Source organism: Streptomyces iranensis (assembly GCF_017874715.1).
Lineage (GTDB): Bacteria > Actinomycetota > Actinomycetes > Streptomycetales > Streptomycetaceae > Streptomyces > Streptomyces iranensis.
Genome location: NZ_JAGGLR010000011.1, coordinates 313,203 through 330,856, shown reverse-complemented (window position 1 = coordinate 330,856; position 17,654 = coordinate 313,203). Strand labels below are relative to the sequence as shown.

Here is a 17,654-nt window from a genome sequence, read left to right as displayed (position 1 = left end):
TCGCGGCGGGGCGGCCGGTGCGGGCCGTGTGGAAGAACGAGCTCGGCGGCCTGACGTTTCGGATCGGTCTGGGAGATGCGCAGCAGTTTGTGAAGTGGACGCCACCCGACAGTGGTATCGACCTCTCGGCCGAGGTGGTGCGCTTGCGCTGGGCAGCGGCGTTCACTGTTGTGCCGCGCGTAGTCGACGAGGAGGCGGACGAAACAGGGTCCTGGATCGTCACAGCCGGCTTGCCCGGACGCATGGCGGTGGACGACTACTGGAAGCGCGACCCCCGGACCGCAGTACGCGCCATCGGCACTGGGCTGCGCGCCCTGCATGAGGAACTGCCCGTTGCGGACTGCCCGTTCGACTGGTCGGCCGAACAGCGGCTGGAGACGGTTCGGCCACGAGCGGCGGCGGGCCGGATCAATCCGGCGGACTGGCATGAAGACCTTCAGCACATCGGGACCGTGGAGCGTGCGCTCGGCGTGCTCGCCGACATCCCGCCGGTCGACGAGATGGTCGTCTGCCATGGCGATGCCTGCGCCCCGAACACCCTCATCGGCGACGACGGCACGTGCAGCGGCCATGTCGACCTCGGTGCGCTCGGTGTCGCCGACCGCTGGGCCGACCTCGCCATCGCCACATGGAGTACGCAGTGGAACTACGGTCCCGGTTGGGAGGAGTCGCTACTCGAAGCCTACGGGGTGGTACCGGACCCGGAGCGGATCATGTATTACCGGCTGCTGTGGGAACTGTCGGACTGAGCCGCTGGACCTGCTCGGTGCGGTGAAGCGGTTTCAGCTGTCGCAGCGGCGGCGACCTTTGGTGTGTCCGCACCCGGCGCGCATCCCACCGTGCTCAGATCGTGGGTTCGGGCCGGACCGCACCGCCGACCGTGTGCATGTGCCGCAGCCCTTGCCGGTACGAGTCGAGCAGCCCGGTCTCGGTGTACAAGAGCCCGAGGTCGCGGCAGTGCTCCCGGACCAGGGGCTGTACGAGCCTGAGGTGGGGCCTGGGCATGTTCGGGAAGAGGTGGTGTTCGATCTGGTAGTTCAGCCCGCCGAGGAGCCAGTCCGTGACCGGCCCGCCCCGGACGTTCCGCGAGGTCAGGACCTGGCGGCGCAGATGGCCCCAGCGCTCGCCCGCCGGGTCGGGCATGTCCATGCCCTTGTGGTTGGGTGCGAAGGCCATTCCCAGGTGGAGCCCGAAGAGCGCCTGATGGAGCAGGGCGAACGCGACGGCCTTGCCCACCGGCAGGCAGGTGAGCAGCAGGGCGCCGTAACCGACCGTGTGCAGTGCCAGCAGCGCGCCCTCGACGGCCCGCTCGCGCATCGGCTGCCGCCGCAGGTCCTGGACGCTGCTCACCTTCAGGGCGATGCCTTCGAGCAGCAGCATCGGGAAGAACAGCCAGGCCTGGTGGCGGGTGACCCATCGGGCGAATCCGCGGCGCACAGCGGCCTGCTCCGCGGTCCACACGAGTGCGCCGGCGCCGACGTCGGGGTCCTTCTCGATGTGGTTGGGGTTGGCGTGGTGCCGGTTGTGCTTGTCGTTCCACCACGCGTAGCTCATGCCCAGGAGCAGATTGCCGTGCAGCAGTCCGATGGCGCGGTTCGCCCGGCGGCCGACGGCGATCTGGGCGTGCCCGGCGTCGTGGCCGACGTAGGCGGTGCGGGCGGACAGGATGGCGAGCGGCGCGGCGAGCAGCAGCGTCCACCAGGTGTCCCCGGCCAGGACGAACCCCGTCACCACGGCGGCCAGGGCGAGGAGGTTCACGGCGATCATCCGCGCGTACCAGCCCTTGCGGCGCTCCAGCAGCCCCTGTCCCCTGACCTTCCGCAGCAGGGGAGTGAACTCACTCCCCTGCTGCGTGGTGGCGCCGACGGGTGCGGCGGATGTAGACGGCGCGGTGGTCTGAGGCATGGAGGACTCCGGTCCTGAATCGGCCAGCAAGGCTCTGACCTGCTTAAACGTACGGACCGGGGACCATGCGGCACCATGGCGTCAACACCCCGGCCGCACGGGGGCCAGCCCCAGGGCCCCGAAGGGGGTTAGCGACACCCCCACCCGGCATCCAGACGACCACCACGTGCCGGGGGGGGCGAAGAGGCGGCCGAGGAGGAAGCTGCGGACGCCGTGCTTGAACAGTTCCGGCCGGGGGTCGGGTTTGCCGGTACGCGGATCGCGCGCGGGCGATCAGGACGTGCTCGTGCCGCCCGCCAGCGTGCGGTACGCCTCGAGGACGAGGCCGTGGAAGTGGTGCACACCGTGCTCGGAGAGCCCCGGTGCCCGCTCGGGGTCGTAGACGATCCGGCCCTGGTCGAAGGCGGGCGTGCCCATGCCGCGCTGGACGCTCTCGACCAGACCGATGTCCTGCACTTGCAGCACCTCGTCGATGTACCGCACCGACTGCTCCTCCGCCTCGTTGAGCTCCGGGCTCTCCAGGAAGAAGTCCCAGGTCTCCACGGTTCGGTCGGGCCCGGCCGGCAGCACCTGGAAGATCATGAAGTTGCCCCGCCCGGGGTAGCGCAGCAGGCACGTGTTGGGCCACAGCCACCACACCGCGTGCTCCTTGACGGTCGCGCCGGACACGTCGTATGCGATGTTCTCGGACGTGCCCGCGTCCGCGAAGTGGCTCGACCAGATGCCGTGGGTCTGCACGTCGTAGGTGTCCATGTCCACGAGCGACACGAACTCCCTGTGCGCGATGTGGCAGTGGTAGCACTCCAGGAAGTTGTCGATGACGTTCTTCCAGTTGGTCTTGACGTCGTAGTTCAGACGCCTCGCATGGGTGAGCCCGGCGATGTCCGGTGCCCGCTGGGTGATCTCGGCGGCGAGGTCGGGAGCCTGCTCCGCCAGGGGCCGGGCCGCCGGGTCGAGGTTGACGTAGACGAAGCCGCAGAACTCCTCGACCTGGATCCGGTCGAGGCAGATCCCCGACCTGTCGAAGGTGTCCATCCTGGCCGTCTGCCGTGCCCCCACCAAGGCGCCGCCCAGGTCGTACGTCCACGCGTGGTACGGGCACACGATGGTGCGCGTCGTTCCCTCGCCCGACAGGAGTTCGTGCGCCCGGTGCTTGCAGACGTTGTAGAAGGCGCGCAGCCGCTTCGACCGGTCGCGGATCACGACCACCGGCAGCTCGGCGACGGTCGTGGTCACGTAGCTGCCCGGCCGCGTCAGCTTCTCCACATGACAGACCCACTGCCACGTGCGGCCGAGAATGGCCTCGAGGTCCACTGTGTGCCACTTCGGGTCGGTGTAGGCCTCAGACCGGAGGGACATGGAGTTCGCGGGATCCTGGTCATAGCCGGAGGCGATCGTCTCGGCCTCTTCCGCGGTGAGAGTAGCCATGTCCCGGAAGATAGGCCGGATTGGACGACCGTTCAATCCTTCGGTCGGTGGTCGTCGGAGGTCGTACCGCGCCCCGCCCGGGTCAGCGGCCGCATGGGATCGCCCTGAGCAGGGAAAACGACTGTTGGATGGGCGCCGGTTCACACGCGTCGAAAGTCCGGCTTAGCTATCCGCAGCGCCACCCCAGAAACTGGACAATCGTTCAATGAAGCGCGTCATTCCTCGGCCGGGGCGGGGGCTTGGGGAAGGCATAGCCGGAAGCATGCTCCGAGGGTCCGAGGGGTGAGGGTGAGGGTGCCTCGGTGGCGGTGGGCCAGGTCGCGGGCGATGGCGAGGCCCAGGCCGGTGCCGCCGTGGTCGCGGGAGCGGGCGTCGTCGAGCCGGACGAAGCGTTCGAAGATGCGCTCGGCGTCCTCGGTGGGCACGCCCGGTCCGTCGTCGTGCACCGTGAGGACGACCCAGGCGTCCTGGTTTCGGATGGTGATCTGGATGCGGTGTGCGGCGTGGCGGGCGGCGTTGTCGATGAGGTTGCGCAGCAGCCGTTCGTATTCGTCGGGGTTTCCGTGTGCGTGTGCGGGGGCGGTGCTGTCGCAGGTGAGGGTCAACGGTCGTTCGGTGAGGGGGTATTGCTCGGTCAGCCGGGAGGCGAGGGCCGTCAGGTCGACGGTTTCGGGGTCGGCTGTGGGGGTGCGGGTGTCGAGGCGGGCGAGGAGCAGCAGGTCTTCGGCGAGGGCGTGGAGGCGGCGGGTCTGTCGTGCGGCGGTGGTGGCCGTGGCGGGCCAGTCGGTGCGTTCCGGGTAGGCGAGCGCGACTTCCAGGCTGGCGAGCAGTGTGGTGAGGGGGCTGCGCAGTTCATGGGCGGCGTCCGCGACGAAGCGGCGTTGCTGGGCGGCGGCGGTGTCGAGGCGTTGGAGGGTTGAGTTGATGGTGGTGGCCAGGGCGGTGATCTCGTGTCCCGTGGCGGGGACGGTGACGCGTTCGCGAGGGTCGTTCGGGGTGACCGAGGCGGTGAGGACGCGGATGGCTTCGACCGGCCGCAGCGCGATGCGGACGGTGAAGTAGGCGGCGGCGGCGATCAGTACGAGGCTGACGAGCCCGGCCCGCAGCAGCAGGCCGTCCGTGGTCTTGGTGATTGCCTCGGCGGTGTCCGGAAGCACCACCACGTAGGCCCGCAGCGTGGCGTCGGCGGTGACGCCCAGAGCGGCGGCTTTGTCACTGCTCAGTTCACCGGCCCAGATATCGGCGTACAAGACCGGGTAGGTCCCGCCGGCCACGTCGAATCCGTTCCCGGGGTCGTAGTCGCGGCGCAACGGTATGCGGATGGGCCGGACCGTATAGGACCAGGCCGCATTGTCATCCGGTGGGGCGGCGGAGAGCGCGGATGGGGCGGGCAGCACATGGCGGGTGCCGGGATCGAAGTTGTCCATGCCTCCGCCGCGGGCGACAGCGGAGCGTCGGCCGGTCGCGACGACCTCGTACGGCACCGCGCTTCTGCGAACGGGAACCACCCCCTCGTTCAACTGATCGACGAGAGCGAGGAGATGCTTCCGGGCTTGTTCTTCGGCGATCTGCGTGCTCTGGCGGTAGACCTCGCGGTGTACCCACCAGCCGATGCCGACCAGGATCACGGCGGCGGTGACGGCGGCGGCCAGGGCCGCGCGGGCTCGTACCGAACGCGGCCACCAGCGGCGTCGCGGCTCAGCCGCGTTCACGGTCGTCCACCAGCCGGTAGCCGGTACCCCGTACGGTCTGCAGGGACTTCCGGTGGAACGCGGCGTCCACCTTCTTGCGGAGGGCGCTGACGCGCGCCTCCACCAGGTTGGGATCCTGGGCTTCGTCGGGCCACGCGTGATAGAGCAGATCCGTTTTGGAGACCGCCTGGCCCGCCCGGCGGGCCAGCAGCTCCAGCACGGCGAACTCCCGGGGTGTGAGTTCCACCCGGGCCCCGGCCCGGCGGCAGACCCGGCCGGCGACGTCCAACGAGAGGTCGCCCACGGCAAGGACGGGCGGGGCGACCGTGGCGGCTCGTCTGACCAGGGCCCGCAGCCGTGCGACGAGCACCATGTAGGAGAAGGGTTTGGCCAGGTAGTCATCGGCCCCCGTGTCCAGGGCCTCTGCCTGATCCCACTCCCCGTCCTTGGCGGTGAGTACCAGGATGGGGGTCGCGTTGCCCTCCCGGCGCAGCTGGGCACAGACCTTGTAGCCGTTGAGTCCGGGCAGCATCAAGTCCAGTACGACAAGGGCGTATTCGCCGGTCCGGGCCATCCACAGTCCATGCCGGCCGTCATGGGCGAGGTCGACGCTGTAGCCCTCGGCGGTCAGACCGGTGTGCAGGGTGTGGGCAAGGTCAACCTCGTCTTCGACCACCAGGATGCGCATGTGGTGCAGCCTCGCACAGTGCCGGCCCGCCTTCCTGATCGGCCGGTCAGGTTGGGTCAGCATCCCGTCAATGAGGTCCGGGCACGCTGGCGCGGTGTCTTCGCCACTGCTGAAAGGCCCTGTCGCCGATGTCCGTTGCTGAACGTGGCCCCGCCGTGGCCAGGACGGTTTCCCCTCCCGTACTCGCCCGTCGACAATCACCGAGCCCGGCCAAAGCCGTTGTCGTCATCGCGCCCTCGTCGCTGACCATCGCTCTGGGGCTCTGGGGTATCCGCAGGAAGAACACCATGTGGGGGGACGAGTCCGTCACCTATCAGCTCGCGCACCGCGATCTTTCGCAGATATGGCACACCGCCCACCATGTTGATCTGGTCCATGCCCTCTACTACGCCGTGATGCATGAGATCTTCGGTCTCTTCGGCGGAGGGCTGCTGACGTTGCGGCTGCCGTCTGTGCTGGCGATGTCCGCGGCGGCGAGCGGAGTCGGGCTTCTGGCACTACGCCTGGCGGGACCCCGTGCCGGGCTGCTGGCCGGGCTGGTGTTTTCGCTCCTTCCCCAGGTACAGAAATACGCCCAGGAAGGCCGCTCGTATGCCATGGTCTGTGCCCTGGTCACCTGGGCCACCTATGCGCTCGTGGTCAGCGTCCCGCATCGCGCCCGGTGGCGGTGGGCGGTCTATGGCTCCACCATGCTGCTGGCCTGTCTGCTCCATGAGTTCGCGGTCCTCGCCCTGGTCGCACACGGCGTCACGCTGGTCGTCTCCCGTGTTCCACGAGCGGTGCTGAGGGCGTGGAGTGCGGCTGCCGCGGGCATTGTGGCCGGGCTGTTGCCGCTGGCGATCTGGAGTGCGGGGCAGTCGGGGCAGGTGTCCTGGATCGGCGGACCGGTGCGGCTTCGTGGTGTCCTGGTGGTGGCGGTCCTGGGCGTGGCGTGTGCCCGAGCGCCCCTGGGGGTGAGGGGGCCCGTGCGGCTTTCCGTGCTGGCTGTGCCGATTCTTGTGCTTCCGACCTTTCTGCTGCTGATCGCTTCACCGGTCAAGCCCATTTTCGTCGACCGGTACGTGCTCTACAGCAGTATCGGAGGTGCGTTGCTGCTGGGCGCCTGGATGGACTACTTCCACCGGCGGCAGCAGTCTCGCCGCAACGTGTGGATCGCGGCGGTTGCCGTACTGGCCGCGCTCGTCCAGCCGAGCATATCGCTGAGGACTCCCCAGAGCCGGAGCAATGACGTCACCGCCATCGGCGCCGCCGTACGCAAGGAAGGCCGTCCCGGCGACGGACTGCTCTATCTCTCCGGCCAGCACCGGATCTTGACCGCGGCCGACCCCGAGGACACCCGTTTCCTGACGGATCTGGCCCTGGCGCAGGATCCCGTTTCGTCGAACACACTCGCAGGTGTCGAGCTTCCCGCCCGGGACATTGCGGCACGCATGCTGGAATTCGACCGGATCGTCACGGTCCGCGACCCAGCGGGTGCGCACTCGCCGGCCAACCCGCGGGAGCAAGCGAAAACCAGCACCCTGCGGCGCCACTTCCGCGAGTACGGAACAACCCATGTCAACGGGGCGCGAGTCACCGTCTATGTCCGAGACCACGACCCATCTCCGAAGGCCGGTCTGGATCCAGCAGACCGGGAGCGAGCGGTTGGGTGACGAGGTGACCGCAGGTGGTGCCGACCCCGCCAGCACCACCGCCGGCACACTGTCTCGACCCGGAGCCACGCCCGCCACTGGCCATGGACGGAAGAGATCACCGACACGATCAGTCGGCTCGGCACCTTCCCGGACCCCAGGCTGACCGACAACGGCCCGGGGAAGATCGGGGATGTCGGGGATGCCGGCGATGTCGATCTCCTCGAACCCCGACGAGCAGCAGAGCCACCGACCGGACCGTGGCAACCGGCGCCCACCCGATGCGACGAGCGGGCCGCCTGCGTGCCCGCACACGCAGCGCGACGACGGATGGGGCGGCCCGTGGCTGTCGCCGAGCGCGTACCTCGGACCGGCCGCCGGTGCGTGGACACGAGGTCGACGCGGGGTGGTCCATGCGTGGTCTGGTCCAGTAGCGGCTAGTCTCATGCGGGTGGGCGACACGACTGCGGAGCATGAGAAGAAGCTCGACCGGGAGGAGCAGATCCTCGACGCCGTTCTCACCCTCTTGTCACAGCAGGGAATCTCGGGTGTCAGCATGCGTGCGGTGTCGCGGCAAGCCGGCGTCTCACTGGGGCTGGTCAACTACTACTACGGCGACAAGGACACTCTCATCTGCGCAGCCCTGCGCCGCATCGAGAGACAGGACATGGCCATGGTCGCCCCGGATCCGGCCAAGACCCCGGAGGACAACCTCCGGGCGGTCCTCCGTCGTGTTGCCAGGTCCGAATTCCTGACGACGGAGTATCTCTCCCTGCGCCTGCAGCTGTGGTCGCTCGCCCAGGTTCACCCGGTCTTCGGAGAGATCAACACAGCCGCCCAGAGGCGCTACCGAAAGGCCCTGGCGACGCTGATCCGTACCGCCCGGCCGGAGCTGCCGAGGACCGAGGCGAACAAGCGGGCCGCCGACATCGACATCGTTCAAAACGGCATGTGGCTCACGGCGCTACTCGGCCTCGACCGCGCTTCGATCCGCCGAAGCGTCGCCCGATGCGAAGAGATCGCCTTCCGATGACCAGCGAGATCGTTTCAGGACCCCTCCCCCAATTCAGCCGGGCCACCGAGCGGGTGCCTACGCCGAGGGCGCGCGGCTCGGTGCGCCCACCGTGATCCAGGTCGCCGACCGGTTCTCCCTGTGGCAGGGGCAGGACACTCTCCGGGAGAACCAGCCCCGGCCCAGCCGACTGGCCCCCTACAAGCCCTACAGGCGTCCTCGGCTCGATGCGAGTACCTGAACGGTGCCTGCGACAGCCGCGAGAGCAGCAGAGCAGTGTTGCCATCGCCTCCAAGAAAAGCCTTTGCGCATGCCGGCGTCCGGATGTTGGGTGGCACGGTGACCAACCACGATGAGGCGGCGGCCGTCCGACCGTTGACCCTGGCTTGGGTGAACCGGCACCTGAAGACCGGCGAACGGATCGTCAAAACAGAGGCACTGCACGGCGGCATCACCGCCGAAATGCGGAGGCTGACCATCAGCACACGGGATGGAGGTACCCGTGACCTGGTGCTGCGGGCCTTCGTCGACCCGTTCTACAGGGAGCGCGCCGAGGACTTGCTGAGCAGGGAGGCCCACGCTCTGACCCTGCTCACGGGGACCAGCGTGTCGGCTCCTGGACTGGTCGCGGCTGATCCGACCGCCGCGCATTGCGAGTATCCGTCGCTCCTGATGACACATCTGGCGGGCCGGACGGTCCTCGACGATGAGGGATTGGAGACGCGCGTCCCTCTACTGGCCCGTCAACTCGTGGCGATCCACGCATTGCGACCCACCGAGCGGCCCCGGGGATATGTGGCGTTGACGACCGCCGACACCGTCGTCACTCCGAAGGGCGCCGACGCGGCCGCATGGGCTGCGGCGATCGACGTGATCCGCAGGCCCGCACCGCCCTATGAAGGGCGATTCCTGCACCGGGACTTCCAGCCCGGCAACGTGCTGTTCGACGTGGAGCCCTCAGGGCCGGCAGGTGCCCGGATCACCGGCGTCGTCGACTGGGCAGCGACCTCCTGGGGCCCGGCGGATCTCGATGTGGCGCACTGCTCCACCAATCTCGCGGTACTGCACGGCCCGGCGTGGGGTCTGCGGTTCGCTGAGGCGTATGAGGAGGCCGGCGGGGTGCTGGCCGCGACCGCGAGCGAGCGGCTGTACTGGCAGGTGCGGGACGGGCTGGCGTTCTCGGAAGAAGTGCGGTTGGTGTCGCGGCCATGGCGGGAAGCAGGGAGGACAGAGCTGACGACGCGAGCCGTGGAGGAGCGCCTGGATGCCTATGTCACCGCCCTGATGGACGCGCTGGGCTGAACCGGAGCAGCCCGGGGTGCGGGCACGGTGGCGAGCGCCGGGCCAGGCTGCCACGTCCGGACATCGGCGCCGAGCGGCCAATGCCGTCCAGGAGCGCTGGAAGCGCGGGCTATCCCTCCAGCGCTGCCAGCGCCTCCTCGTCGAGCATGACGTCGCCGACAGCGAGGTTCTCCTCGAGGTGGTCGATGCTGCGGGTGCCGGGGATGAGAAGTGTCTGCGGCCCCCGGGTGAGCACCCATGCCAGCCCGACCTGGGACGGGGTTGCGCCCAGCCGCGTCGCTACCTCCCGCACGGCAGGCTGGTCGGCGACCTTCGGCAGCTCCGGGAACCCCGATCCGAGTGGGAAGTACGGCGCCCAGGCGATGCCGTGCTCGCGGCAGAGGGCGAGAACGGGCTCGGACGAACGGTCGACGAGGCTGTAGGCGTTCTGTACGCAGACGACACCGGCCGGCAGGGCGTGCCGTAGCTGGTCGGCGTCGACGTGGCTGAGGCCGATTCCGCCGAGCAGCCCGGCGTCGCGCAGGGCGATCAGCTCGGCGAGCTGATCGTCGAAGTCGACCCGCTGGCCGGCGGGGATTCCTTGCGTCCGGTACATCGGGTAGATGTTGACCACGTCGAGGCGCTCGGCGCCCAGCGTGCGCAGGTTCGCCTCCAGCTCGGAGCGCAGTTCGGCGGGCTTTTGCGCCGGGCGTAGACCGTACTGGCCGTTCGGGTCGCTGGTGGCACCGACCTTGCTGGCCAGCACCAGGTGCTCGGGGTAGGGGTGCAGGGCGGCTCGGATGCGCGCGTTGACGCGGCCCGCTCCGTAGAACTCGGCGGTGTCGATGTGGTCGACGCCCAGCTCGACGGCCCGGCGCAGCACGGCGAGGGCGCGCTCGTCGTCGCCGTGCTCGAGCTGCATCGCGCCGTAGCCGATGCGGGAGACGGGACGTCCGGCGAGAGACGTGAGCCCGCCGGGGTGTGGGCGTGCGTCCGAAGTGGTGCGGGTGGTGGTCATGGTGGGACTCCCGTGGGACGGTAGGCTCACGATTAAGCGGAGGGACCTCCGCAACGTATCACAATCGGAGGTGCCTCCGTTTCATGGCTGCTGTCGACCGTGAACCACGCCTGCGGGCCGACGCCCAGCGCAACCGGGACCGCCTCCTCGAGGTGGCCCGCGGCGCCTTCACCGCCGGACAGACGCCGACCCTGGAGGCCGTCGCCCGCGAGGCCGGCGTCGGGATCGGCACGCTCTACCGGCATTACCCGACCCGCGAGGCGCTGATCGAGGCGGTCTATCGCGCCGAGCGCGCGCAGTTGTGCTCCCGCGTGGAGCCGCTGCTCGCCGAGCACGAGCCCGTCACCGCACTGCGCACATGGATGGACGACTACGCCGACTTCATCGCCACCAAGCGCGGCATGGCCGAGACGCTCAAGGCGATCACCGCCGAGGGCACGGCTGCCTCCGCCCGCGCGCGGGCGAACATCAACGGCGCCGTCGGAGCACTGATCGCCGCCGGGGCGCGGGAGGGCACGCTCCGGGCAGACGTGCGTCCCGACGACGTCGTCAGCACCCTGGTAGGGATCTTCCTCGCGACCGAAGACCGTGAGCAGGCCGGGCGGATGCTCGACCTGCTCGTCGACGGCTTGCGAGTCGGGGCATCAGCGAAGCGCGACTGACGGGGCCGGGCACCTCTCCCACGTCCCGGGTTGCAGGGGCCGTCGCCGCGACGATCGCCCCGAAGACCTCACCCGGCAGGGACAAGTCGGCCGGCAGCGGCGCCCTGATCGGCCGCTCCGCCTTCGTCGGCGTCGACAACGGCGGGCATTACGTCTACGACGCGGGTTCCGCCTGCGCCGACAAGGCCACCGTTGGCTTCCTGGCCATCGGCCGCCTGCCGGGCAAGGATGTCTACTGCACCGACGCCGCGCGGAAGCGACCCGCGCCGGTGAGCGGAACGACGCCACAACATGTGGTGGTCCGAGGTCACGGTCGGTCCTCTCCACGGCGAGTGGACGACCTGGGGCCGAGACCAACCCGACCACCACACGCCCTCTGGCGCTCGAGCTCACGATGGCCGCGGGATCCGGCGGCGCCCTACACAGTCGGCACCCATGGCCCGCAACGAATGCTCGGAGCCTCACAAAACGCCATATGCGTTGCGGAAGCTCGGCCTGAATTCCGAAGCGGCCAGGAAGGCATTGCCAATAGGCTGATCGCATGTTCACAGTTCGTCGCGCTGGCCAGTACGACGGGGACGTCCTCGGCGAGATCCACGCCGCTGCCTGGGAGGCGGCTTATGCCCCCTTCTTCGCTCCGGAGTTCGCCGCACGTGCGGTCCAGAGCAGACGAACACGATGGCACAAAAGGCTCGCACAGGGAGCAGGGACGATCCTGCTAGCCGAACACGACAGTCGTCCACTGGCGATGTCCGCCTTCGGCCCATCCTCAGCTCGGCCCGGTCTTGCCGAGATCCTCACCTTTTACAGCCACCCCGACAGCTGGGGCAGCGGTGTCGCCGCCGCGTTGATGACCGAGACACTGCGCCATCTACGCAACGACAAGTTCGCCCAGGTGCACCTGTGGACGCTGCGCGACACCCCGCGATCCCGTCACTTCTACGCCAAGTGCGGCTTCACCGAGCGCGGCACCGCACGCACCCATGACTTTGGCGATGGGACCCCCCTTGACCAGGTCGAATACGAGCGGGTGTGCTGATACTCGCAGAGGGACTCTCGCCGTCTCCGGACCTGCCGAAGCTCCAGCGATATTTCATGATCTGCGTGCGGGCTGCATCGGCCGGCCAGCGCATGGTGGGGCGGGATTGCGGCAAACCTGGGGCATTCTCTACATTCAGCCCGCTGTTGGGGATACCTACTGGGTCTCCGGCCCTCTTCGAAGCCGGACAGTCGGCCCGGCAGCTACAGCACAGGAGGCCATCGCCATGGTGGTCCAGCGCCTTCCGGCTGACTGCGGTCCTGCCTTCCTGGGCAACCCGGAGGAACTCGCGGCTCATGAAGCCACAGCGGAGTGGCACCAGACCGACGAAGGTTAAATGACACGTTGAGGGCCTGTTGCGAAAGTGCCGACCGTGATGTCTGATCCCCGCCAGCACGGTGAGCCTTCGCCGGTCATGCTGGCGACATGACGATGCCATCCACTACAGACTCCGTAACCGTCCTCACCGGTATGTATGCGGCTGAGGCGGAGTACCTGGCGACCGGAGGCCCCGGCGAGGCTTCATTCGACTTGCTCGCCCCCTTCTTCGCACCGAATGTCGAGCTGCATCAGGCAGATGCTCTGCCATACGGAGGCACCTGGCGTGGGCACAACGGAATGACGCAGTTCTTCCTCGCGATGGGACAGGCCTGGGAAACGTTCGACATGGTGGAGCAGGAGTTTCTTGCCACCGGTGAGACCGCGGTCGTGCTCACTCAGGTCCGTGCTCGCGCTCGTGCGACCGGCCGTCAACTCAGCTTCCCAATCCTGCAAACGATCACAGTCAAGGACGGGCAGATCACTGAGGTCCGTCCGTTCTACTGGGATACTCAGGCCATCGCCGACGCCTGCGCCGGGTCCGCGCCAACAAGCTGAGGCCGACCGCGAATCCACTCGCGGTCACACCGGCCGTGATCACCACCGCCAGCGGCCTCTGCCCCTGCTCGACTGCCAGGTGGATCTTGCGGGTCAGCCGACCGCGAGACCGACCGAGTCCGTGGTCGGTCGGCTCGACACCAGTGCCGCCAGGTGCTCAACGGCCCTCCGAGGCCGGTCCTCCGTCACCGCCAGGGCCTTAGCGCCTGCTCCGGCACGGCGAGCGCGGATGTCCTCGGCCGTCGGTCGACCGGGGGACAGGTGTACCGCGAGTCCGAGCCCCTATCCAGGAGTGAGGTTCTCACTCATCGGACCGCGCCCTCGGGGCGGTCGATGATCGGAAGGGAGAAGGGCATGGCCACGTTCAACACGGAGATCTTCACCGGCGGAGGGGGCTGGCAGCAGGACGAGCCCCTCAGCATCAGCATCGGCAACCGCGAGGAGGTCGTCCCGCAGAACGGCGGCCCCGCGACGGGGACCAGCGTCACCTGGCACAGCCCCAACGCCGGGTCGGGCAGCGTCACCTTCTTCGACGACGGCAGCCGCTTCGAGGGCACCGCTCAGTTCCCGAACGAAGGGCCTGTCGGCTACCGGGGAACCCTGAGCGACTGACCAGCCGCCTTCCGGCGGGGCCGCCGTTCTCGATAGCGCCTTCTTCGTGGGCGGGTCATCGGCCGAAGGGGCCTGAGCTGCCGGAGCCGATGGCTCCGAGTCCGCCGGGCCCCTTCTCCGGAGCAGCGCGCCTGGACGGTAGTCCGCCGGATCGTGGGGCGGCGGCTGGAGGCCGAGGACCGGCCGCCGGCGTTCGTCATTGCCCAGGCGCTCGGCTTCCACGGCAAGAGCACCACCCATGTCGCCACCGCCGCCGGAGCCCCTGGAAGAACTACGCACCCGGCGACCACAAACGACGATGTCCACGGCTCCGGTGAGGCACCGGTGAGGCACCGGTGAGGCACCTGCCAGGTGGACCGGCCTTGGGGTTACGCCTGCAGGCGCTTGATCCAGGGATGAGGTCCGTACGTCTTGGAGATCGCGTCGACGAGCCAGCGTCGCTGCCGATCCGTGAGCACGGGCAGCACGGCGTCGAAGTCCTCTTCGTCCTTGGGCCGAGGTGTCTTGGCTTTGTAGTAGAGCTGCACGTCCGGGGCGAGAAAGGGAACACCGTCAGCCGAGGTCATCCCCAGCGTGCTGATCGGCCTACGCACCCGAGGGTCACGCCGTGACACCCACTCCTGGCCGCGGGACTCGTCGATCATGATCTGGATGCGCCATGGATCGTCGGCCCCGGCTCGGCACCAGATGTCATGAACCCCCAGGGACAGGATCTCGTCCGGCGCCCACGGACGCAGGCTTCCCGGCGGATCGGCGGCCCACCATTGCCAGCCCGGCAGAGCCTGCTGGACCACGAGCTGGTCACGCCGCAGCAGCAGGACATCGAAGTCTCCATGGCTCCGGATCCGGCGGCCCACCGCGAGCTCGATCGCGAAACCCCCAGCTACCCACCAGCAGGACTCCAAGCCGGAGAACCTCGCGACGACCTCGCTCAGAGATGCGGGATCCCATCTGCCGAACGGACCCCGGAGACGTGTCATGCCGCTCATTCTTCCCTGGCTGTCCTTGAGCCGACGCACACCACCATTGATCACGAGCAGTATCGGACACGGGAGCCGAGAGGCCGTCAGGAGCGCGGAACCGACCTCCCGCTCCCCCGCCCTCGCCGGTGTCTGTCAGCGGCCAGTCCGGAATGGCTCTGTCGCGATTTCCGTGATCCCTCTTGTTGATCTTCATCGGGTGAGGAGTACGCGTTTGCGGAGGAGGTCGTGCTTCGCGCGGCCGAACATCTGCCGTTTCAGCATCTTGATGCGGTTGACGTGGCCTTCGACGGCGCCAGAGTTCCAGTGCAGGGTGAGGCCGGCCATGACCGCGTCCCAATCCTTGCGGAGCCCAGAAGCGAAGCCTCGCAGCTCAGGGTGCTGGCTCTGCTCGGCATCGTCGGTCCACTGCTTGAGCTTTTCCCGGCCCTGACGGTGGACGAGGATCTCGGCGAACCGCGCGACGAGCTGACAGGCGGCGTCCAAGTCGCTGCTGCGGTCGCGGAGTTCCTTGAGGACGACGCGGTCGGATTCGGGCCGGTTGTCGGGGTGGGTGAGGATCAGGGTGGTCACCTCCCGGACCTTCGGGACCGGCGGCCAGGTGGTGGGTTTGGCGTTCTCCTGGAGCCGCAGGAGGAAGCGGCGGACGGTCCGTTCGCTGACGGTCAGTCCGCGGTCGGCGAGTTCGCGGTGGAGGCGGCTGGTGCTGGTGCAGCCCTCGGCCCAGCGGGCGGCGAGGTAGGCGGCATGACCGTCGAGGCTGCTCTGCCTGCCGGTGGGGCTGGCACCGATCAGCTCGTCCGCCGTGGCTGCGCGCATGTTCTTGCGGACGGTCTTCGGGTCGAGACGGAGTTCGGCCACGATGCCGCCGATGCTCATCCCCTTGTCCATCAGCGCGTGCACCGCGGCGTGACGTTCGCGGATGCGCTGGGCCCGCAGTCCCTCGGGCTTCTCCGGCACGGTGACCTCGGGTTTCTCCGGCGGGGACGGGACCCACTGCGGCCGGAGCCGGGCGACGAGCCGCTCGGCGGCGTCGCCCAGGTTCTGCCACAAATGAAAGCGATCAGCGACCTGGACCGCGTCGGCAGCGCCCTGATCGGCGCCTTCGGCGTAGTAGCGGGCCCGGTCACGGCAGATGACCTCGACGCCCGGGTGGCGGGTGAGCCAGTCGGCCAGCGCGTCGGCGGAGCGTTCGGGTAGCAGGCCCACTGGCCTGCGGTTTTCCATGTCGATCAGAACAGTGCCGTAGTGGTGGCCGCGCTTGAGTGCGAAGTCGTCGACGCCCAAGACCCGCACCCGGCCGACCTCGGGGTCGGGCAAGGCACGGATGAGCCGCAGCATCGCGTCCTTGCCGACGGCGATCTCCTGGAGCTCGGCGAGGCGGGCGCCGGCCCGGCCTCCGAGGGCCAGCGCGATGGCCTCCCGGACGGTGCGTAACAGCGTAGTGCACCGGCCGTGCCGGAAGGTCAGCCCCGGGATCTGCTCGGCGAACGTCTTCTTCGGGCAGTTCGAGCTGCCGCAGAAGAACCGGCGAACCCGCAGGTGAAGGACGGTCTGCTGGTTCGATATCGCGGTGTCGGACATCTTCCGCTCGTAGCCGCTGTGCACCCGCTCCGACACCGTGCCGCAGCCGGGACAGACCGCCGACGGCTCCCGCCCTCGCGCCTGGATCCGGACGGTACGGCCCGTCGCCCGGATCAACTCGACGTGCAAGAGGGCGAAGTGCGGGAAGAGGACGGCGAACAGATCATCAACGAACACCTGGAATGATCACGAGCCGCCAAGATCGACATCTCAAGTTTCACGAAAATCGCGACAGAGCCTCCGGAATCCCCATGTACGGCCAGTTGAGATGTCACTCTCGGTTTCGGATTGACCGGTTCCTGATGTGGCCGGTCACGTACAGGTGGACGCGATGGGATGCCGGCCAGGTCGGTACCGGGCACAGGCGATCAACTGTCTGCGCAGGCGTCTTGGCCGACGAGTTGTGCCACGCGCTCCATGCAGCGCAGCCGGGCAGGAGAGAAGTCGTAGGGCATCTTGGTGATCGCCTCCGCGGCGCCCATCCGCGTGTCCTCCTCCTCTGCCAGGTCGGCGTCGTAGGTCTCGAAGAGCTCGTCATCGGCGGTGTCCAGCCCGGCTGCCGTGATGGCCTGCATGAGGGCCATGTGGTGGGTGTATCGCTGTACGGCGATTTCCTCGACGCGCGGGTCATCGGGGTCGACGCCGTCGTCGAGGGCGGCCTCGGCCTCGTCGAGACGGTCCTCCTCGGCCCGTAGATCGGGATGGGTGGCCAGCACGATGTACACGCTGGCCTGTATTGCGGAGCCGAGCGGACCGAAGATCCGTTCCGTGACCAGCAGGGACTCCAGGTCGGAGGTGCGCAATGCGCCAGGGGGCAGGTGGCTGAGCCGATCCGTCACCAGCTCGGAGAGCAGGCCCTGCGGGCTGCCCACAGCCCGCAGGCGCCCGACGGCCGCGCGCTGACGTTTGATGTCGGCCTCCTGGGTAGCCAGGGATTCCTCCAGCCGGCCCAGGGTCTCCTCGATGTCCCCGGATTCGTCGAAGGCAGCTCGCATGTCGTCCAGACTGATGCCGACCTCCGCCATCCTGCGGATCCACAACAGACGGATCATGTCGTCGTAGCCGTAGCGGCGGCGGCCGTCTCCACCGCGCTCGGGTTCCGGCAGCAGACCGATCTGGTGGTAGTGGCGGATAGCGCGTGGGGTGGTCCCGGCGAAGGCGGCAGCAGCGCCGATCATGACCTGGCGGGGCGGTGTGATGGAGGGGTACATCGCAGACGGAGCCTTTCGTGCTGTGGTACCTCGACG

General features: G+C 68.5%; 17 protein-coding genes and 1 pseudogene. 10 read left to right on the top strand and 8 right to left on the bottom strand.

Annotated elements, in window-relative coordinates:
• Positions 1-26 precede the first annotated feature (26 nt).
• A complete protein-coding gene (locus tag J2Z30_RS22100) occupies positions 27-749 on the top strand; it encodes an aminoglycoside 3'-phosphotransferase (RefSeq protein ID WP_308280004.1) in 723 nt (240 codons plus the stop codon).
• 94 nt (positions 750-843) lie between these two features.
• Here the strand turns inward: J2Z30_RS22100 and J2Z30_RS22095 are convergent, their stop codons facing one another.
• The 4 genes from J2Z30_RS22095 to J2Z30_RS22080 form a co-directional block, all read right to left on the bottom strand.
• Positions 844-1,905, bottom strand: coding sequence for a fatty acid desaturase family protein (locus tag J2Z30_RS22095; protein ID WP_044566605.1), 1,062 nt, complete (start codon positions 1,903-1,905; stop codon positions 844-846).
• A gap of 273 nt (positions 1,906-2,178) precedes the next feature.
• Positions 2,179-3,333: an aromatic ring-hydroxylating oxygenase subunit alpha gene (locus J2Z30_RS22090; protein ID WP_044566606.1), complete on the bottom strand. Its 1,155-nt coding sequence runs from the start codon at positions 3,331-3,333 to the stop codon at positions 2,179-2,181.
• A 215-nt stretch (positions 3,334-3,548) separates the two neighbouring features.
• Positions 3,549-5,045: a sensor histidine kinase gene (locus J2Z30_RS22085; RefSeq protein ID WP_044566608.1), complete on the bottom strand. Its 1,497-nt coding sequence runs from the start codon at positions 5,043-5,045 to the stop codon at positions 3,549-3,551.
• A complete protein-coding gene (locus tag J2Z30_RS22080; RefSeq protein ID WP_044566610.1) occupies positions 5,032-5,712 on the bottom strand; it encodes a response regulator transcription factor in 681 nt (226 codons plus the stop codon). Before J2Z30_RS22080 ends, J2Z30_RS22085 begins: the two co-directional genes overlap by 14 nt.
• 128 nt (positions 5,713-5,840) lie before the next feature.
• Between J2Z30_RS22080 and J2Z30_RS22075 the strand changes: the two genes are divergently transcribed.
• The 3 genes from J2Z30_RS22075 to J2Z30_RS22065 all read left to right on the top strand — a co-directional run bounded on the left by J2Z30_RS22075 (position 5,841) and on the right by J2Z30_RS22065 (position 9,657).
• Positions 5,841-7,364, top strand: a complete 1,524-nt coding sequence (locus J2Z30_RS22075) for a glycosyltransferase family 39 protein (RefSeq protein ID WP_044566611.1) — start codon at positions 5,841-5,843, stop codon at positions 7,362-7,364.
• A 430-nt stretch (positions 7,365-7,794) separates the two neighbouring features.
• Complete coding sequence (locus tag J2Z30_RS22070; RefSeq protein WP_044580662.1) at positions 7,795-8,376, top strand: TetR/AcrR family transcriptional regulator; 582 nt, start codon at positions 7,795-7,797, stop codon at positions 8,374-8,376.
• Between the two features lie 369 nt (positions 8,377-8,745).
• Complete coding sequence (locus J2Z30_RS22065; protein ID WP_308280003.1) at positions 8,746-9,657, top strand: phosphotransferase family protein; 912 nt, start codon at positions 8,746-8,748, stop codon at positions 9,655-9,657.
• Positions 9,658-9,766: 109 nt separating this feature from the next.
• Here the strand turns inward: J2Z30_RS22065 and J2Z30_RS22060 are convergent, their stop codons facing one another.
• A complete protein-coding gene (locus J2Z30_RS22060; RefSeq protein WP_044566613.1) occupies positions 9,767-10,654 on the bottom strand; it encodes an aldo/keto reductase in 888 nt (295 codons plus the stop codon).
• Positions 10,655-10,737: 83 nt separating this feature from the next.
• On the opposite strand from J2Z30_RS22060, the gene J2Z30_RS22055 reads away from it, so the two are divergent.
• From J2Z30_RS22055 to J2Z30_RS22030, 6 genes and pseudogenes are all read left to right on the top strand, one after another.
• On the top strand, positions 10,738-11,316 hold the full coding sequence (locus J2Z30_RS22055; RefSeq protein ID WP_044566614.1) for a TetR/AcrR family transcriptional regulator: 579 nt from the start codon (positions 10,738-10,740) through the stop codon (positions 11,314-11,316).
• Positions 11,298-11,543: pseudogene (locus J2Z30_RS51375) on the top strand (alpha/beta hydrolase); the annotation flags it as partial. The gene J2Z30_RS22055 and the pseudogene J2Z30_RS51375, both read left to right, overlap by 19 nt.
• Positions 11,544-11,857: 314 nt before the next feature.
• Positions 11,858-12,355 (top strand): GNAT family N-acetyltransferase, encoded by a 498-nt coding sequence (locus tag J2Z30_RS22045; protein ID WP_044566616.1) that lies wholly within the window; start codon positions 11,858-11,860, stop codon positions 12,353-12,355.
• Positions 12,300-12,692, top strand: coding sequence for a DUF6193 family natural product biosynthesis protein (locus J2Z30_RS49765; RefSeq protein ID WP_308280001.1), 393 nt, complete (start codon positions 12,300-12,302; stop codon positions 12,690-12,692). The genes J2Z30_RS22045 and J2Z30_RS49765 overlap by 56 nt, the downstream gene beginning before the upstream one ends.
• A gap of 89 nt (positions 12,693-12,781) precedes the next feature.
• Positions 12,782-13,231 (top strand): nuclear transport factor 2 family protein, encoded by a 450-nt coding sequence (locus tag J2Z30_RS22040; RefSeq protein ID WP_044566618.1) that lies wholly within the window; start codon positions 12,782-12,784, stop codon positions 13,229-13,231.
• 354 nt (positions 13,232-13,585) lie between these two features.
• On the top strand, positions 13,586-13,843 hold the full coding sequence (locus J2Z30_RS22030; protein ID WP_044566619.1) for a hypothetical protein: 258 nt from the start codon (positions 13,586-13,588) through the stop codon (positions 13,841-13,843).
• Between the two features lie 368 nt (positions 13,844-14,211).
• On the opposite strand, the gene J2Z30_RS22025 is transcribed toward J2Z30_RS22030, so the two are convergent.
• The 3 genes from J2Z30_RS22025 to J2Z30_RS22015 all read right to left on the bottom strand — a co-directional run bounded on the left by J2Z30_RS22025 (position 14,212) and on the right by J2Z30_RS22015 (position 17,618).
• Positions 14,212-14,823: a nucleotidyltransferase domain-containing protein gene (locus J2Z30_RS22025; RefSeq protein ID WP_044580665.1), complete on the bottom strand. Its 612-nt coding sequence runs from the start codon at positions 14,821-14,823 to the stop codon at positions 14,212-14,214.
• A 192-nt stretch (positions 14,824-15,015) separates the two neighbouring features.
• Complete coding sequence (locus J2Z30_RS22020) at positions 15,016-16,584, bottom strand: ISL3 family transposase (protein WP_044566622.1); 1,569 nt, start codon at positions 16,582-16,584, stop codon at positions 15,016-15,018.
• Positions 16,585-16,775: 191 nt separating this feature from the next.
• Complete coding sequence (locus J2Z30_RS22015; RefSeq protein ID WP_044566624.1) at positions 16,776-17,618, bottom strand: MerR family transcriptional regulator; 843 nt, start codon at positions 17,616-17,618, stop codon at positions 16,776-16,778.
• Positions 17,619-17,654: the final 36 nt, after the last annotated feature.

Coding starts and splice junctions, on each gene's coding strand:
- J2Z30_RS22015 (WP_044566624.1), bottom strand. CDS start 17,618: ATGTACCCCTCCATCACACCGCCCCGCCAGGTCATGATCGGCGCTGCT.
- J2Z30_RS22090 (WP_044566606.1), bottom strand. CDS start 3,333: ATGGCTACTCTCACCGCGGAAGAGGCCGAGACGATCGCCTCCGGCTAT.
- J2Z30_RS22030 (WP_044566619.1), top strand. CDS start 13,586: ATGGCCACGTTCAACACGGAGATCTTCACCGGCGGAGGGGGCTGGCAG.
- J2Z30_RS22075 (WP_044566611.1), top strand. CDS start 5,841: ATGTCCGTTGCTGAACGTGGCCCCGCCGTGGCCAGGACGGTTTCCCCT.
- J2Z30_RS49765 (WP_308280001.1), top strand. CDS start 12,300: ATGACTTTGGCGATGGGACCCCCCTTGACCAGGTCGAATACGAGCGGG.
- J2Z30_RS22040 (WP_044566618.1), top strand. CDS start 12,782: ATGACGATGCCATCCACTACAGACTCCGTAACCGTCCTCACCGGTATG.
- J2Z30_RS22095 (WP_044566605.1), bottom strand. CDS start 1,905: ATGCCTCAGACCACCGCGCCGTCTACATCCGCCGCACCCGTCGGCGCC.
- J2Z30_RS22045 (WP_044566616.1), top strand. CDS start 11,858: ATGTTCACAGTTCGTCGCGCTGGCCAGTACGACGGGGACGTCCTCGGC.
- J2Z30_RS22025 (WP_044580665.1), bottom strand. CDS start 14,823: ATGACACGTCTCCGGGGTCCGTTCGGCAGATGGGATCCCGCATCTCTG.
- J2Z30_RS22055 (WP_044566614.1), top strand. CDS start 10,738: ATGGCTGCTGTCGACCGTGAACCACGCCTGCGGGCCGACGCCCAGCGC.
- J2Z30_RS22060 (WP_044566613.1), bottom strand. CDS start 10,654: ATGACCACCACCCGCACCACTTCGGACGCACGCCCACACCCCGGCGGG.
- J2Z30_RS22080 (WP_044566610.1), bottom strand. CDS start 5,712: ATGCGCATCCTGGTGGTCGAAGACGAGGTTGACCTTGCCCACACCCTG.